At 58.7% G+C, this 15,913-nt stretch carries 13 protein-coding genes; 5 read left to right on the forward strand and 8 right to left on the reverse strand.

What is annotated here, in order from left to right; all coding sequences use genetic code 11:
* Nucleotides 1-488: 488 nt before the first annotated feature.
* On the forward strand, nucleotides 489-2,060 hold the full coding sequence (gene mgtE / locus GXM22_RS00075; protein WP_005929072.1) for a magnesium transporter: 1,572 nt from the start codon (nucleotides 489-491) through the stop codon (nucleotides 2,058-2,060).
* 30 nt (nucleotides 2,061-2,090) lie between these two features.
* Here the strand turns inward: mgtE and GXM22_RS00080 are convergent, their stop codons facing one another.
* Nucleotides 2,091-2,555 (reverse strand): hypothetical protein, encoded by a 465-nt coding sequence (locus tag GXM22_RS00080; protein ID WP_147585116.1) that lies wholly within the window; start codon nucleotides 2,553-2,555, stop codon nucleotides 2,091-2,093.
* Nucleotides 2,556-2,657: 102 nt separating this feature from the next.
* On the opposite strand from GXM22_RS00080, the gene GXM22_RS00085 reads away from it, so the two are divergent.
* Both GXM22_RS00085 and GXM22_RS00090 read left to right on the forward strand, forming a co-directional pair.
* Nucleotides 2,658-3,296, forward strand: a complete 639-nt coding sequence (locus tag GXM22_RS00085) for a rhomboid family intramembrane serine protease (protein WP_005929065.1) — start codon at nucleotides 2,658-2,660, stop codon at nucleotides 3,294-3,296.
* Entirely contained in the window at nucleotides 3,293-4,258 is a 966-nt protein-coding gene (locus GXM22_RS00090) for a hypothetical protein (RefSeq protein ID WP_005929064.1), read from the forward strand. Before GXM22_RS00085 ends, GXM22_RS00090 begins: the two co-directional genes overlap by 4 nt.
* A gap of 165 nt (nucleotides 4,259-4,423) precedes the next feature.
* Here GXM22_RS00090 and GXM22_RS00095 read toward each other — a convergent pair whose 3' ends face one another.
* Nucleotides 4,424-5,713 (reverse strand): D-alanyl-D-alanine carboxypeptidase family protein, encoded by a 1,290-nt coding sequence (locus GXM22_RS00095; protein WP_005929062.1) that lies wholly within the window; start codon nucleotides 5,711-5,713, stop codon nucleotides 4,424-4,426.
* Nucleotides 5,714-5,818: 105 nt separating this feature from the next.
* Between GXM22_RS00095 and GXM22_RS00100 the strand changes: the two genes are divergently transcribed.
* Nucleotides 5,819-6,355 carry a gamma carbonic anhydrase family protein gene (locus tag GXM22_RS00100; protein WP_005929060.1) on the forward strand — a complete coding sequence of 179 codons (537 nt, stop codon included), beginning with the start codon at nucleotides 5,819-5,821 and terminating at the stop codon, nucleotides 6,353-6,355.
* A 271-nt stretch (nucleotides 6,356-6,626) separates the two neighbouring features.
* Here GXM22_RS00100 and GXM22_RS00105 read toward each other — a convergent pair whose 3' ends face one another.
* The 6 genes from GXM22_RS00105 to GXM22_RS00130 form a co-directional block, all read right to left on the reverse strand.
* A complete protein-coding gene (locus GXM22_RS00105; RefSeq protein ID WP_005929057.1) occupies nucleotides 6,627-7,394 on the reverse strand; it encodes a biotin--[acetyl-CoA-carboxylase] ligase in 768 nt (255 codons plus the stop codon).
* Complete coding sequence (locus tag GXM22_RS00110) at nucleotides 7,391-7,879, reverse strand: YfcE family phosphodiesterase (RefSeq protein WP_005929053.1); 489 nt, start codon at nucleotides 7,877-7,879, stop codon at nucleotides 7,391-7,393. Before GXM22_RS00110 ends, GXM22_RS00105 begins: the two co-directional genes overlap by 4 nt.
* 251 nt (nucleotides 7,880-8,130) lie before the next feature.
* On the reverse strand, nucleotides 8,131-8,970 hold the full coding sequence (gene rsmI / locus GXM22_RS00115; RefSeq protein ID WP_005929049.1) for a 16S rRNA (cytidine(1402)-2'-O)-methyltransferase: 840 nt from the start codon (nucleotides 8,968-8,970) through the stop codon (nucleotides 8,131-8,133).
* Between the two features lie 138 nt (nucleotides 8,971-9,108).
* Nucleotides 9,109-9,783, reverse strand: coding sequence for a tRNA1(Val) (adenine(37)-N6)-methyltransferase (locus GXM22_RS00120; RefSeq protein WP_005929046.1), 675 nt, complete (start codon nucleotides 9,781-9,783; stop codon nucleotides 9,109-9,111).
* Nucleotides 9,784-9,917: 134 nt separating this feature from the next.
* Nucleotides 9,918-10,088 (reverse strand): DUF362 domain-containing protein, encoded by a 171-nt coding sequence (locus GXM22_RS00125; protein ID WP_005929040.1) that lies wholly within the window; start codon nucleotides 10,086-10,088, stop codon nucleotides 9,918-9,920.
* Between the two features lie 290 nt (nucleotides 10,089-10,378).
* On the reverse strand, nucleotides 10,379-11,317 hold the full coding sequence (locus GXM22_RS00130; RefSeq protein ID WP_035393233.1) for a PSP1 domain-containing protein: 939 nt from the start codon (nucleotides 11,315-11,317) through the stop codon (nucleotides 10,379-10,381).
* 588 nt (nucleotides 11,318-11,905) lie between these two features.
* Here GXM22_RS00130 and GXM22_RS00135 point away from each other — a divergent pair.
* The gene (locus GXM22_RS00135) at nucleotides 11,906-15,832 is read left to right on the forward strand and encodes an efflux RND transporter permease subunit (protein WP_005929026.1); all 3,927 of its coding nucleotides are present in this window, start codon (nucleotides 11,906-11,908) and stop codon (nucleotides 15,830-15,832) included.
* Nucleotides 15,833-15,913 lie beyond the last annotated feature (81 nt).

A 15,913-nucleotide genomic window follows, 5' to 3' on the forward strand; every position in this document is an offset into this window, starting at 1 on the left:
ACCCGTGCTTTTGGTGCTATACTACTGACATAAGGAACCGGGGCCGCAACCGATTCCTTGTACATGATTCCTCCTCACACCAAGGCAATATCCAAACAGAAAGCCCCTTTCAGTGGTCCGCAAGCACTGGAAGGGGCTTTCTGCGTGTTTTGGCGGAAATTCCCGCCTGATTCGGTGCATTTAGGGTTGACCGGCCTTTTGGGCGGCGCTATAATAAAAAGTGGAAAAGATCTTTAGGAGGTGAACGCAGGACAATGGACCCGGATCATAGTCGAAGATGCGGTTTTGGTGCGATAGGACGGGACATGGAGCAGGCTGCGTTCGCCTTTTTTGCCCGGTAAGAGGTGCTGTTCGGGCACTTCTCAGCGGGGAGAAAGGGCGCGGCTTTGTGCGCGTGGAAGCCCTGGCAAGGGGTGGATGCGGGCCGTTGGCGGCGCTTTTTGTTTTGCCCTGTACCAACCGCCGGAATACGGTAGGAGGTACGCAAAATGGAAATGGAAGAAAAGAAAAACGAACTGACCGAGGCTGCCCTGCCTGTGCAGGAGCTGCCCGCTGATATCCCGGACGAGGTGCGCCAGAAGCTGGTCAGAGATCTGAACGAGGAAGCCACAGAGGATCTGAAGCAGGACATCCGGGAGGCCGAGAAAGAGGAGGCCCGGGACGAGGAGGTCAAGGCTGACCCCGAGATGCTGACCAAGAGCCGCCTGCTCAAGATGCTGGTAAAAAAGCAGTACGTCAAGCTGCGCGAGGTCACCGAGGAGGAGCAGCCTGCCGACCTGGCAGAGCTGCTGGAGGAGCTGGACGAGAACAACCGTCTGGTGGTGTTCCGCCTGCTGAAAAAGGAAGTGGCCACTGAGGCCTTCGCCTATATGTCCGATGAAGCCCGGGATGACCTGGTCAACGCCTTCTCCGACGTGGAGCTGGTCAGCGCCATTGAGGAGATGAGCCTGGACGATGCCGCCGACCTGCTGGAGGATATGCCCGCAGGCGTGGTCAAGCGGGTGCTGGAGAAATCCTCCAAGCAGACCCGCGAGAGCCTGAACAAACTGCTGAACTACCCCGAGAGCTCGGCCGGCAGCCTGATGACCCCTGAATATGTCCGGCTGAAAAAAGAGATGAATGTCCGGCAGGCGCTGGATGCCATCCGGCGGCAGGGCGAGAACGCCGAGACCGTCTATATCAACTATGTTGTGGAACGCAACCGCCTGAAGGGTGTTGTCTCTGCCCGTGACCTGCTGCTGGCAGACCCTGATACCCCGCTGGTCGATATTATGGACGACAACGTGGTCACCGTGAAGGTCACGGATGACCAGGAGTTCGTGGCCCGTGAGATGCAGCGCTACGACTTTACCGCAATGCCCGTTGTGGACAACGAGGGCATGTTTGTGGGCATTATCACCATCGACGATGCAATCGATGTTCTGACCGATGAGAGCACCGAGGATATGCAGAAGATGGCCGCCATTCTGCCTGCGGATGAGGCCACGACTTATTTTGGCACCAGTGTCTGGACCCACGCCAAGCAGCGCATCCCCTGGCTGCTGATCCTGATGCTGTCGGCCACCTTTACTGGTATGGTCACCACCCATTACGAGGAAGCCTTTGTGAGCCTGCCCCTGCTGGTCTCCTTCATGCCCATGCTGATGGATACCGCTGGCAACTGCGGCAACCAGATCAGCACCCTGATGGTGCGCGGTCTGGCGCTGGGCGAGGTGGAACCCGCCGATTTCCTCAAGGTGCTGGCCAAGGAACTCCGTGTTTCTGCGATCGTGGGTGCGGTGCTGGGCCTGGTGAACGGTTTGCGTATCTACTTGATGTACACCTTCATCTTTGCCGGTCAGTATGACAATGTGATGGGCTACGCAATCGTCGTCAGTGTGTCGCTGTTCTTCAGCGTCATCCTGGCAAAGCTGGTGGGCGGTATGCTGCCCCTTGCCGCCAAGAAGCTGGGTGCGGACCCGGCCATCATGGCGACCCCCTTCATCACCACCATCGTGGATGCCTGCAGCTTGATCTTGTACTTCCAGATCGCGCAGATCGTGTTCCGGAATATGATGTAACGTTTGATTTTATAGGAGCAACCCTTTCAGTCAAAGCCTGACGGCTTTGCCTGAGAGGGCTGTTTCTTTTTGTTGAAAACTCAGGTTTTCCCGCTGTTTTCCACAGGTCGATTTTTGTAGAAAATGGGTGTGGAAAACTACCGTCTCCTTCATTCCAACGGGGAGAAATTCAACGAGTGGATTTTCTGCCTGCTGTAAAAAGTAAATTTTGGGGTTTGACTTTCTTTCGGAAAAAAGGTGCAAAGGCCCATAATTCCCCTGATTTTCGCAAAGATCTGCGCGGTACAATACACCATGTATAAACCACCTCGCAGGAAAATGTGGAAAACTCAGTGGAAAAAGTGGAAAACATCGTGGGAAAACCGGGGCTTTTTTCACAATTCCGGTGGAAAACCCAGTGGAAAGAGTGGATAAGTCCATCTGAATACACCAAAAGTGGATACAACCTGCTGTTTTAGCACTCGGATGAACAGACAGCCAGATCCCTTTGTTCACACCCTTCGCCTTGAATGGCCCTGCCAATCATGGTACAATGAAAAAAGAGAGCGTTCCCGGCCAACGGGGCGCAAATTTTACGAATAACGGAGGCTTCTGCCTATGAACTGGATCACCAAGCTGGAACGGAAATACGGCCGGTTCTGCATTCCCAACCTCATCAACATCCTCATCGGCGGCCAGATCCTGGTCTACGCCATTGAACTGTTTGTCAACCAGTATATTTCCTTTTATCTCTCCCTGAGCCGCAGTGCCCTGTTCGCCGGGCAGATCTGGCGGCTGTTCACCTTTGTGCTGGTGCCTTTTTCGGGCGGCGGGCCGCTCAGCGTGGTGCTGGGCATCTATTTTACCTGGTTCGTCGGCAGTGCGCTGGAACGGGAGTGGGGCGATTTCCGCTTCAACCTCTACGTCCTGCTGGGGATGGCAGGCGCGTGGCTGGCCTGCCTGCTGACAGGATCTGCCGATACCTACTGCCTGTCCCTCTCCCTTCTGCTGGCCTTTGCCATGCTTTACCCGGAACTGCAGGTGCTGCTCTTCTTCGTCATCCCCCTCAAGGTGAAGTATTTCGGCATCTTTGCCGCCGCCCTGTGGGTGTTCAGCTTCCTGAGCATGGGGATGCTGGGCAAGCTGAACTATCTGCTCTGTATGCTGGGCTTCCTTCTGTTCTTCGGGCCGCAGGCCTGGCATAACATCCGCGCTTGGATACGCCGGGAGCAGTGGAAGAGGAAAAATCGGAGATGATGATTGATCGTCTGGAAGGCAATTCGGAATTAAAGACCAGCGTCCGGCTGATGCTGGGGGGCCGCCGCATGACCCACAGTGTTCTGCTGGTGGGCGAAGAGGGGCTGGGAACCGGGTTTGCGGCCCGCTGTGTGGCGGCGGATTACCTTTACCCCAACGGCGGCGCGCCCGCCGAAGCCCTGCTCCGGGGCGAGTGCTGCCGTGCCGTGGCAAAGGCCGGTAAGCGCGACAGCGGCCAGATCGAGACAGGCATCGTCCGGGAAGCCATCTCCGTGACCGGTATGGGCAGCGGCGGGCGGTATCTGGTTGGTCAGGTCACGGCCATGCGCAGCGAGATCTTCAACACCAGCCTTTCGGCAGAGGGGCGCGCTGTGCTGCTCTACCATGTGGAGCGGATGAACGAGGAATCGGCCAACGCCCTGCTGAAGGTCATGGAGGAGCCGCCCGAGGGCGTGCTTTTTCTGCTGACGGCGGATTCGCTGGCGGGCGTTCTGCCCACCATCCGGAGCCGCTGCATCAGCTTTGCAGTGGCTCCCGTTTCCCCCGCCGATTGCGCCCGCTACTGCACCGCACAGGGGGTGGACAGCAAGGATGCCGTCCTGTACAGTGAGCTGTTCGATGGCCACATCGGCACAGTGCTGGATGCGGCCCGGGATGAGGCCCGCCGGGCGCAGGTGGACAAGGCGCTTGCCCTCGCCAAAGCAGCGGCCGCGCAGGACAGCTATGCTGCCGCTGTTCTGCTGTCAGCTTACGAAAAGGATAAGGTGGGGGTAGCCGCTCTGCTGGCCGATTTCCGGGCCGTAGCGGCCGCAGGGCTGCGCGGCAGCCCCCGTGCCCCGGTGCAGGGCGATGCCGCCCGCAAGGCCCTTGCAGCCGCCGATGCGGCGATCCAGCGGCTGGGCGCACAGGTGAACCCCAAGATCACCTTGAGCGTGCTGGCAATGAAGTTCCGGACATTCTGATAAAAAAGAGCAGCCTTTACCCTCTCCGTCATTGCTTGCGCAATGCCACCTCTCCCGAAGGGAGAGGCAAAACATCAAAGAGGGTAAATGCTGCTATATATGGAATAGCCCTTGGCTCCCCCTTCGGGGGAGCTGTCGAGCGTTAGCGAGACTGAGAGGGTGAGATCATCTTCTCCGTGCTTTTCTGCGCCGGCCCAGATTCAGTGAGCCGCCCCCGGCAACAAGGGTGAAGAAGCTGAGAACAGCCAGAAGAACGATGAGGGCCGCCATCAGGAGAAGCGTGGACTGAAGGTCGGTGCGAAAGTCGGAGACATACTCCTGATGGGTCACAAGGTCTACCGTGCCCACCTCATAGCCGTCCAGATAAACCGTGGCCGTGCCGAGGACAGCTCCGTCCTTGACGGTGGCGGAGATGTTCTTCTGAAGGTTGTAGGTGAAGGTTACCTTGTCGTCCGCATGGCCGTAGCCGCTGACTGGCGCGGCAGCGTAAAGCTCCACTTCCTCATAAGAGCGGCACTTCTTCAGGGGGGCGGTGGTCAGCGGGGTCTCGGTGTCCACCAGTTCCCGGTCAGAAAAACTTGCAAAGGCCCAGTCCAGGATCTCGGAGGCCTCCCTGTAAATGTTGTCAAGGTCGGAGCCCAGCACCACCAGCCCGTAGGTGTGGCCGTCCTTCTGAGCAAAGGTCACATAGCACCGACCCGCCAGGGTGGTAAAACCGGTCTTCATGCCCCGGATGTAATCCCGGTAGTAGGGGTACTCCGGGTTGAGCATCAGGTTGGTGGAGGTGATGGTGCGCTCGTTCTGGTGCAGGTTGGTGGCAGGCAGGGTATAACTCAGGGTGTTTGCCACCTGCATATAGGTCTCGTTCTCGGCGCAGGCTTTGGCAATCAGGGCCAGATCGTGGGCCGAGGAGACGTTGCCGTAATCATACAGGCCGTGCACGCAGGTAAAGCTGGTGCTGGTGCAGCCCAGCTCTTTGGCACGCTGGTTCATCCGGGCCACAAAGGCGGTCAGGTCGCCGTCCGAAACATCACTGGCGATCGCACTGGCTGCGTCGTTGGCGCTGGCCACCAGCAGGCCGTACAGCAGGTCGATGCGGCGCACCGTTTCACCGATGCGCAGGTTGATGGTGCTGCCGTTGGCGTTCTGGATGTCCTTGAACTCCTGGGTCAGGCTGGCGGGGATGGTGATCTCCGCGTTCATGTCCTTGCCGCTTTCCAGAAACAGCAGGGCTGTCATCATCTTGGTCAGGCTGGCAATGTAGCGCTGCTGGTCCGCGTTCTGTTCCAGAATGGGCTTGTCGATGTCCGCGTTGAACAGATAGACCGACTCGCCCTCGTTCACGGTCTGGATGGGCATTTCGTATGCGGCCAGACCGGGCAGGATAAGGGTCAGGGCCAGCGCTGCGGTCAGCAGCAGGGCCGCCGCCCGGCGGAAGAGAGTAGAGTTCTGCATAAGCGTATCCTCCAACGGAAGCTCCCGGCTTCCCTGAATCAAAAACTAAAACACTATATAAAAGAATACCATAAATGACGGAAAAGAGAAAGGTGGTTTTTCACAATGTTGTTGCCTTTTGGTGGAAAAGTTCCCCGGGACGAGGGTGCGGTGTTCGTGGCACCCAACGCCACGGTGCTGGGTGATGTGGTGCTGGGGCCGGGTTCCTCGGTCTGGTATGGTGCGGTTCTGCGCGGGGACGACGGCACCCTGACCCTGGGCGAGAACACCAATGTGCAGGATAATGCGGTGCTCCACTGTGACCCGGGCGGGGCGGTCACGCTGGGCAAAAACGTGACCGTGGGCCACTGTGCCCTTGTCCACGGGTGCACCGTGGGAGACGGTTCCCTGATCGGGATGCACGCCACCCTGCTCAACCACTGTGTTGTGGGCAAAAACTGCATCATCGGGGCCGGTGCGCTGGTGCCGGAAGGCAAGATCATCCCGGACGATTCCCTTGTGGTGGGGGTTCCGGGGAAGATCATCAAGCAGGTCAGCCCCGAGCAGGCAGCCGCCAGCCTTGCCAATGCCGCCCACTATGTGGGGGAAGGCCGCCGTCACGCCGCAGCCCTGCGGAAAGAGGAAAAAGGTGAAACTGAATGAGCGAAATAATTTCGTGCGAAGCTTAACAGAATTTTCACAAGATTTCACAAGAAAGTAATGACTTTTGCGCCGAAATCGGGTATACTATGAGCACAAGGGAGCGGGGCCGCAACCGTCTCCCTTGCACATGATTCCTCCTCACACCAAAGCAATACCCCAAAACAGAAGTCCCCTCCGGTGTACCGCAAGCGCCGGAGGGGACTTTTGTTTGTCTGAAACAGTGCCCCCGGCAGAGCGATCCTCTGCCGGGGGTGCTGTGTTATATCAAGTTTCAAAGGGAACCGTAGATGCCGCGCACGGAGACCTCGCCGGTGAACACATGCTCCTCGCCGCTGTCGGTGCGGACAACAAGACGGCCCTCCTCATCCACATCCACGGCCTCGCCTGCTCCCTGCCCGCCGTCCGGCAGGTCAAAGGTCACCCGCCGTCCGATGTTGACACAGGCGGCCTTGTACTCCTCCCGGAAAGGTGCAAAGCCATCCCGCGCAAAGGTGTACAGGGGCCGATCAAAGCCGAAATCCGTCAGGGCCTCGGCCAGCCAGCCGGGATCCTGCTCCAGATCGATCGCGGCACCCTGCAGGGCCAGCGAGGTGCCATGGGGCAGGTCGGCGGCATCAAAATAACTCTGCGGCTGGGCCAGGTTGATGCCAATGCCGCACAGGATGCCCCGGCCCTGCTGCTGGTAGCCGTAGCAGACGCTTTCGCACAGGATGCCCACGATCTTTTTGCCGTTCAGCAGCAGGTCGTTGGGCCACTTGATCTGGCAGTCCACGCCGTAGCGCAGGGCCAGCTGTCTGCGCACGGCAAGGCTGGCCAGCAGGGGCAGGGTGGCGGGCTGCGCCAGCGGCTCCCGGATGGCGACTGTGTAGTACAGCGCCTTGCCCTCGGCGTTGACCCAGGTGCGGCCCAGGCGGCCCCGCCCGGCGGTCTGGTTGGTGGTGTATACCGCGCCCACCGGGCCAAACTCTTCAAAATGCTCTTTCATATACGCGTTGGTGCTGCCGCATTCGGGCAGATAACGCACCTCATTGATGCTCATTGCTGCGGTACCTCTTTGTGTGCAAAGCTGGTGATCTTGCCCTTGTCCAACAGCATCACGCCGTAGGTGTTGGGGCCGGTGTAGCAGCGGCCGCAGGAGCCCGGGTTGAACAGGAACACGCCGTTTTTCTGGAGGGCGATGGGTTTGTGGGTGTGGCCGAACAATGCCACCTCAGCGCCGCGGGCGGCGGCAGCATCTGCCAGCGTGTCCAGATCGTATTTTACGCCGTACATGTGACCGTGAGTATAGAAAACGACCACCTGATCGAAGGCGGCCAGCCCGTCCAGCGGCTCCAACGCGCCAAAATCGCAGTTGCCGGCCACGGCGTAGACCTTCATTTTGGGGTGCAGGGTCAGCGCCTCTTCCAGGTCGCGCAGGCCATCTCCCAAAAAGACAACGGCATTTGCATCGCTTTCTGCGTGCAGGATGCGCTCCACTGCACTGGCGCTGTTGTGGCTGTCGCTCAGGATCAAAAGTTTCGTCACGGGACTACGTCCTCCTTATTTATACGTATGAAACCTCTCAGTCGCCTTCGGCGACAGGTACGGGTTGCGGCTCCCAGCATTCATTTCGTGTTGTAAACAACACTTATGTCTTGCTGGCCGCGGCCCCAACAGCAACGCCCTTGATCCGCCACTGGCGGCGGTTGTTGCTGTTGCTCCTGGTAGGGGAGCCAAGCTTACGTTCTTGTCTCTCCTGTCAGGAGAGGGGGCAATGCGAAGCATGGACAGAGAGGTCAATCTGCCTGCAAAGCAAGCAGCTGCTTGTACACTTCACTCTTGGAATACGGCGTGCCCTGCGCGGCGGCCTTGGCGGCGGCAGAGGCTGCATAGCCGTTCCGGGTCAGTTCCAGCGCCCGCTGGGCGGCCTGCTCCAGGGTCAGCTCTTCTTCGGCTTCGGCGGCGGGCGCACCGGCCATCACCAGAACATACTCGCCGCGGGGGTCATTCTCGGCATAATGGGTCTGGGCCTCGCCCAGCGTCGTTTTCCAGATCTCCTCGTGGAGCTTGGTCAGCTCCCGGCAGAGGGTGATGCTCCGCTCAGGGCCGAAGGCGGCGGTCAGGTCGTCCAGCGTGGTGCGCAGCTTGTGGGGCGCTTCGTAGAAGATGACCGTCCGCTTTTCCCCCCGCAGCTCGGCCAGCCGCTCCCGCTTCTGCTTTTTGTTCACAGGCAGAAAACCCTCAAACACCCAGCGGGAGGTGTCCTGACCGGAGACGGCCAGCGCCGTCACACAGGCGGAGGCTGCCGGAACGGGCACCACCTTGATGCCCCGGGCCAGCGCGTCCCGCACGATCACCTCGCCCGGGTCAGACACGCAGGGCATACCGGCATCGCTGCACAGGGCGCAGTTCTCGCCTTCCTCAATGCGGCGCAGGATCCCCTCGCCCTTCTGCAGGGCGTGCTCATAGTAGCTCACCATCGGCTTTTTCAGCCCCAGAAAGTTGAGCAGCTTCATGGTCACGCGGGTATCCTCTGCGGCAATGAAATCTGCCGCGCCAAAGGTGGCTGCCACACGGGGCGGCATGTCATCCAGGTTGCCGATGGGTGTGGCAACGATATAAAGAGTACCTGCCATAGTATCCTCCCATTTGATTTGTACAAAACCTCTCCGTCATCCCTACGGGATGCCACCTCTCCTAATAGGAGAGGCAAGCACATTTGGCTCCCCTACTAGGAGCCGCAACCCGTACTTGGCGCGCAGCGCCTGAGAGGTTCAGCGTCCATACATTGCCGCGCCTGCCGAGATGAGCACATCTGGCTCGACCCGCAGCCCGGTTTTTCGGTTCTTCTGGGCTTCCACCAGAAACAGCCAGGGGGCGGCATCCGGCCGGTTCTTCACAAAGGCCAGCCGCTTGGGCTCCAGCCGGTTGGCCCGCAGGACCGCTAGCACCTCGGCCAGCCGCTCGGGCCGGTGGCAGAGCGAAAGCCGCCCGCCATCCTTCAGCAGCCGGAACGCGCATTTGCAGACATCGTCCAGCGTGCAGTCCGTCTCGTGGCGGGCAGTGGCCCGGGCCCTGTCGGCGGCCTGTTCCCCTGCCGTGAAATAGGGCGGGTTGCAGGCGCACAGGTCGTAGCTGCCCTCGCCCTCCCGGAAGGAGCGCAGGTCGGCGCAGACGGGCGTGATGTGCTCAATGCCCTGTTCGGTGCAGGCGGCGGCCAGCAGCGCGCTGGCTTCGGGCTGCAGCTCCAGCCCCAGGCAGGGGCCGCGGTGGCCCCGGTCGTGCCATTCCAGGCTCACGATGCCGCAGCCGGAGCACAGGTCGGCGGCACGCCAGGCCCGCTTTGGCTCCGAAAACCGGGCCAGCAGCAGCGCGTCTGAGCCAAAGCGGTGCACGGCTGAACAATAGACTCTTGTTCTATTATACAAAATCTCGGTGGAATGTTCCATATACAGCACCTAAAATCCACTGCCAAAATATCGGGCGGAAAAATCGGGGAAAATTGTGCATGAAAGAAAAGCAGCAGACCCGCTTTTGACAGGTCTGCTGCTTTTGATGCGTTTTTTCAGTGTTCGCCGTGAAATTATTCAGCAGCGATAGCACCGGTGGGGCAAGCACCCTCGCAAGCGCCGCAATCGATGCAAGCGTCTGCATTCACAACTGCAACACCATTCTCAATGGTGACAGCACCAACGGGGCAAGCGCCCTCGCAAGCGCCGCAGCCAACACATGCGTCAGAAACCTTGTGTGCCATAATAAAACTCTCCTTTTATCACCCGTGCACTAGCTTTAAGAAGAAGTCTGCCCTCGCACGGTGCCAGCAGGCTTCCCCGGAATTCATCCTTGTCTGCATTCTAACAAAGTGGAAAAGAAAAGGCAAGACTAACCGTGTGCCATAAAAGCCCAAAGTTTTATTTTTGTGGGGTTGCACAAAAGCAAGGCCTAACTTTGCGGGAAAATTAAGAGAGTTTTTTGGCGAAAATCACGAAGAAAGGTTAGTTTTATGATACTAACCACCGTGATATCCCACTATTTTTCTGGGAATTATTTCTCTTTTTTGGGGCATTTGCCGCAGCCCACATTGCCCTTTTCATCGGCGGCTGCCACCACCGGGGCGGGGTTGCGCACACCGGAATAATCGTCGTCCGGGTCGGGGCGGCGGGGTGCCCGTTTGCCGCCGCTGATATACTCACACACGCCCACCTTATAGTAGCGCGGGGTCAGGGCTTCGGTGCCGCAGCGCACCCGCAGGTAGCCGGAGATGGGGTTCACCTCCAGCACGGTGCCCAGACCATCCGGGGTGCGCACGGTGCTGCCCACCATGGGCATGATGCTGTTCAGGTATTCGTAGGCGTTTTCCTCGTAGGAAAGGCAGCACATCAACCGGCCGCAGGCACCGCTGATCTTGGTGGGATTCAGGGAAAGGCCCTGCTCCTTGGCCATCTTGATGGAAACGGGCTGGAAATCCTTGAGGAAGCGGCTGCAGCAGAAAGGCTGGCCGCAGATGCCCAGACCGCCGATCATCTTGCTCTCGTCGCGCACGCCGATCTGGCGCAGCTCGATGCGGGTGTGGAAGATGCCGGCCAGATCCTTGACCAGTTCGCGGAAGTCTACCCGGCCGTCGGCGGTAAAGTAGAACATGATCTTGGAGCGGTCAAGGGTGTACTCGGCCTCCACCAGCTTCATTTCCAGGCCGTGGCGGGCAATGCACTCCTGGCAGGTGTGGTAGGCGCGCTTCTCATCCTCGCGGTTCTGGCGCATCCGGCGCACATCCACGCTGTCGGCCATCCGGGTGATGGGCTTGAGCGCCTTGGAAACGGCGCTGTCGGCGATCTCTTTCACGCCCTGCACCACCTCGCCGCACTCAATGCCTCGGGCGGTCTCCACGATCACGTATTCGCCGGTTTTGATGTCGGCCCCGGCAGGGTCGAAATAATAGCTTTTGCCGTTTTCCTTGAAACGGACAGAGATGACTTTTTTCATACTGTTCCTCACAGGGGAAACTCCCCTATCTCGTAAAAAGGCCCGCAGAAGGGCCTGAAGATCCATTCTATTCTTTAGTATAACATAACTGGAGAAAATATGCCATAGATGCAGAAAAAGTAGCGAAGCGTCTGCCCACGAAAACGTGACGGCCTGCCAAGGGCTCCCCTACTAGGAGCAACAGCAACAACCGCCGCCGGTGGCGGATAAAGGGCGTTGCTGTTGGGGCTGCGGCCAGCAAGACATAAGTGTTGTTTACAACACGAAATGGATGCTGGGAGCCGCAACCCGGGCCTGGCGCGCAGCGCCTGAGAGGTTTGAAGCGTAAAAAATTTCATCCTCTGCAACATTCCGCCCCGTTCATTCGTATCCCACTTGAACTCCGTCTGAAATTTGATCTCCAAAACGTCAAAAAACTGAGGTATCATCCGGATTTCACAAAAGATTCTCAAGATTTGCTAAAGAATCTCCGGGCAAGCCTTGCAAGCCCCGGAACCGGGTGTATAATAGGGGTATCGCCTTTGATCCGCTCTGAGAAAAAAGAGCAGCCGCGCAATGCGTGGGAAAACACAGAAACGGTAGGAAGAAATGGAAAAATTCAGCGTCAAAAAACCGTTCACCGTTCTGGTTGCAGTCATCATGGTCATCATGCTGGGCCTTGTGTCCGTGCAGAATATGCAGACCAACCTGCTGCCAAACGTGAACACACCGTACCTGATGGTGGTCACGGTCTATCCCGGTGCTAGCCCGGAGCGTGTGGAGAACGAGGTCTCCGACGTGATGGAGAGTGCGCTGGGCACCATCTCGGGCGTGAAAAACGTCACCGCCACCTCGGCAGAAAACTACAGTCTGCTGCTGATGGAGTTTGAGGATGATACGGACATGAACAGTGCCGTGGTCAAGGTGTCCAACAAGGTGGATCAGACCGCCTCCAGCCTGCCAAGCACCTGTATGACCCCCTCCATCATTGAATATACCCTGAACATGAACGCCTTTATGACCGTGGCTGTCAGCCGCGAGGGCAGCGATTCCTATGAGCTGGCCGATTTCGTCAACGACACCATGGTCCCCTATATCGAGCGTCAGGGCGGCGTTTCCAATATTTCCGCCAATGGTCTGGTCACCCGGATGGTGCAGGTGCAGCTCGATCAGGAAAAGATCGATGCCATCAACGAAAAGCTGCTGGAAGTCATTGACGTGCAGCTGGCCGATGCAAAGGCCCAGCTGGACACTGCCGAAGCTCAGATCGAGGCGGGCAGAAAGCAGTACGAGACCCAGCTGGCCAGTTACGACAAGCTGGTCAGCGATACCATCAACAGCCAGTATTCCGGCGAACTGCAGGATTCCTTCATGCTGGTCAAAAAGCAGGCACAGGCCCTTTTAGACAGCGTCAACCAGCTCATTGCCGTGGTCAACGAGCCGGAGATCCAGCAGGCCCTGATCGATGTGCGGGACGGCCTGCAGCGGGTCGTGGACAAGTTCAACGAGACCGGAATGCAGGATATCGATTCTCTGATCGAAATCGTGGCGGAGCTGCGCGATATCACCGATAAGCTGACCACCGCTTTGCAGGAGCTGCAGCAGCGCCTGAACGCGCAGGGCGACACCGCCGGTACAACGGCCGGGGAGCTGGCCGATGATCTGCAGGTGCAGCAGAGCCTGAACAACATCTACAGCACACTGGAGAGCACCATCAAGGCCATGGACGACGTGCCCGGCCTGATGGACCAGTTCACCCAGATCGTGGGCAGCTATTCCCAGCAGCAGCTGCAGGCCTATATCAAGTTCACCGAGGCCCGCGAGATGCTGAACGATTACGAGAAGCAGCTGGAAGATGCCAAGCAGCAGTATGAGGATGCCAAGCAGATGGCCATGGAGAACTCCGACGTGGCCAAGATGCTGGATATCGACACGCTGGCACAGCTGATCTATGCCCAGAACTTCTCCATGCCCGCCGGTTATGTCAAGGATTCCAGCAACAAGTCCTGGCTGCTGAAGGTCGGCGAGGAGTACGACAGCATCGAGGATATCTCCGGTGCCCTGCTGCTCCATGTGGACGGCTTTGGCGATGTCCGCCTGTCTGACGTGGCCGATGTGCAGATCATTGACAACGCGGAGGACAGCTTTACCCGCCTGAACGGCGAGCGCTCTGTGGTGCTGAAGATCTTCAAGAGCAATTCTTCCAGCGCCGGTGAAGTTTCCGGCAACTGCAAGGCTGCCTTCAAAGAGCTGGAACAGAAATACGATGGCCTGCATGTGGTCGTGCTGTCCAACCAGGGCAACTACATCAGCATCATCGTCAGCAGCATCCTGAGCAGTATGCTCATTGGTGCGGCCCTTGCCATCATCGTGCTGGCCATCTTCCTCAAGGATATCAAGCCCACGCTGGTGGTCGGCATCAGTATCCCGCTGTCGGTGCTGTTTGCCGTGGTGCTCATGTACTTCACCGGTCTGGATATGAATATTATGACGCTGGCGGGCCTGTCCCTCGGCATTGGTATGCTGGTGGATAACTCCATCGTCGTCATCGAGAACATCTACCGTCTGCGCAGCCGCGGCGTGCCCGCTGCCCGTGCGGCGGTCCAGGGCACCAAGCAGGTGGGCATGGCCATCATGGCTTCCACCCTCACCTCTGTCTGCGTGTTCCTGCCCGTCATCTTCACATCGGGTGTCATCAAGAGCCTGCTGCAGCCCATGTCCATGTGCATTGGCTACTGTTTGGCTGCTTCCCTCATCGTGGCCCTGACGGTTGCCCCGGCGGCCTCCTCTACCCTGCTGAAAAACTCCAAGCCCAAAGAGCTCAAGTGGTTCGACAAGGTGCAGGAAAAGTACGTCAAGAGCCTGGAATGGTGCTTCCAGCACCGCTGGGCACCGTTGGGCGCGGCAGTGGTGCTGCTGGTGTTCTGCGGCTGGCGCGTGATGTCCATGGGCGTTGAGATGCTGCCCACCATCACCAGCAACGAGGCCATCGTCACCCTCTCCACCGAGAAGGATATGACCAAAGAAGAATCCTATGCTGTGGCCGAGAATGTCATTGATGCCCTGCTGGCTGTGGACAACGTGGAAGAGGTGGGCGTTACCACCGACAGCCGCGTGGCCGGAATGGATGTCGGCCAGCTGGGCCTGCCCCAGACCATCACCGACCTGCTGAAAGCCGCCAACAGCTACGGCACTTACCAGATCAACGTGATGCTGGACGAAAGCCTCTCCTCCCGGCAGATCGAACAGGCCCGCGAGGCGCTGGAGGAAGCTGTGAACGGCGTGGAGAACTGCACCGCCACCGTTGAGATCAGCGGAATGCAGGAGCTGACCAGCCAGCTGGATATGGGCCTGACCGTTCAGGTCTCCGGCAGCGACATTGATACCATGACTGCCCTCTCCGAGAAGGTGGTGGATATGGTCAACGAGATGGACGGCTTTACCAATGCCACCAACGGTCTGGGCAGCGGCGATGCCACCATCAACCTGCAGATTGACCGGGATAAGGTCCGTTCCTACGGCCTGACCGTGGCGCAGGTCTACCAGCAGATCGCCGCCAAGCTGACCACCACCACCACGGCCCAGACCCCCGTTGCCATCGATGGCTCCACCATGAATGTCCAGATCAGCAACAATCTGGACCCCATGACCAAGGAAAACATGATGGATATGACCTTTACGACCTCCGTCATGGCCGCCGACGGCACCACCGAGACCGGCACCTGCACGCTGGGCGATATGGCCACTTGGGTCACCGGCTCCACCCCGGACTCCATCACCAGCAAGAACCAGACCCGCTATATCAGCGTGACGGCGGATGCGGTGGAGGGCACCAATACCACCACCGAGACCCGCGCGCTGGAAAAGAAGCTGAACGAGTTTGCCGCATCCGATGAAATGCCCGAGGGCTGCAGCTTCTATATGGGCGGCGGCTCTGAGATCAACGGCATGGTGGTGGATCAGATGGGCCAGTGGATGTTCCTGGCTCTGCCCTTCGTCTACCTTGTTATGGTGGCCCAGTTCCAGAGCCTGCTCTCCCCCTTCATTGTTCTGTTCACCATTCCGCTGGCCTTTACCGGCGGTCTGCTGGGCCTGCTGCTCACCGGCCAGCAGCTGACCATGATCTCCCTGATGGGCTTCATCGTCCTGATGGGCACGGTCGTCAACAACGGCATCGTGTTCGTGGATTACGCCAACCAGCTGCGCATCGGCGGCATGGAGCGCCGCGCGGCCCTGATCGCCACCGGCAAAACACGAATGCGCCCCATCTTGATGACCACCCTGACCACCGTTCTGGCCATGCTCCAGCTGGTGTTCAGCGGCGATATGGCCAGCCAGCTGATGAGCGGTATGGCCATCGTCATCATCTTTGGCCTGACCTACGCCACCCTGATGACCCTGTACGTTGTGCCCCTGATGTATGACATCCTCTTCAAGAAGCCGCCGCTGAACGTGGATATCGGCGATGAGAACCTTGACGACATCCCCGATGATGCCGCCGAGTATATCGCCCAGAACACCGCTCAGCCGGAGTAAGAAAATTTCCCCAAAGCACCCTTCACAGCCAAGTGAGGGGTGCTTTTTTGATACTTGCAGGATAGATAAAATGATGATAAA

The sequence above is a fragment of the Faecalibacterium duncaniae genome (genome assembly GCF_010509575.1).
GTDB lineage: Bacteria > Bacillota > Clostridia > Oscillospirales > Ruminococcaceae > Faecalibacterium > Faecalibacterium duncaniae.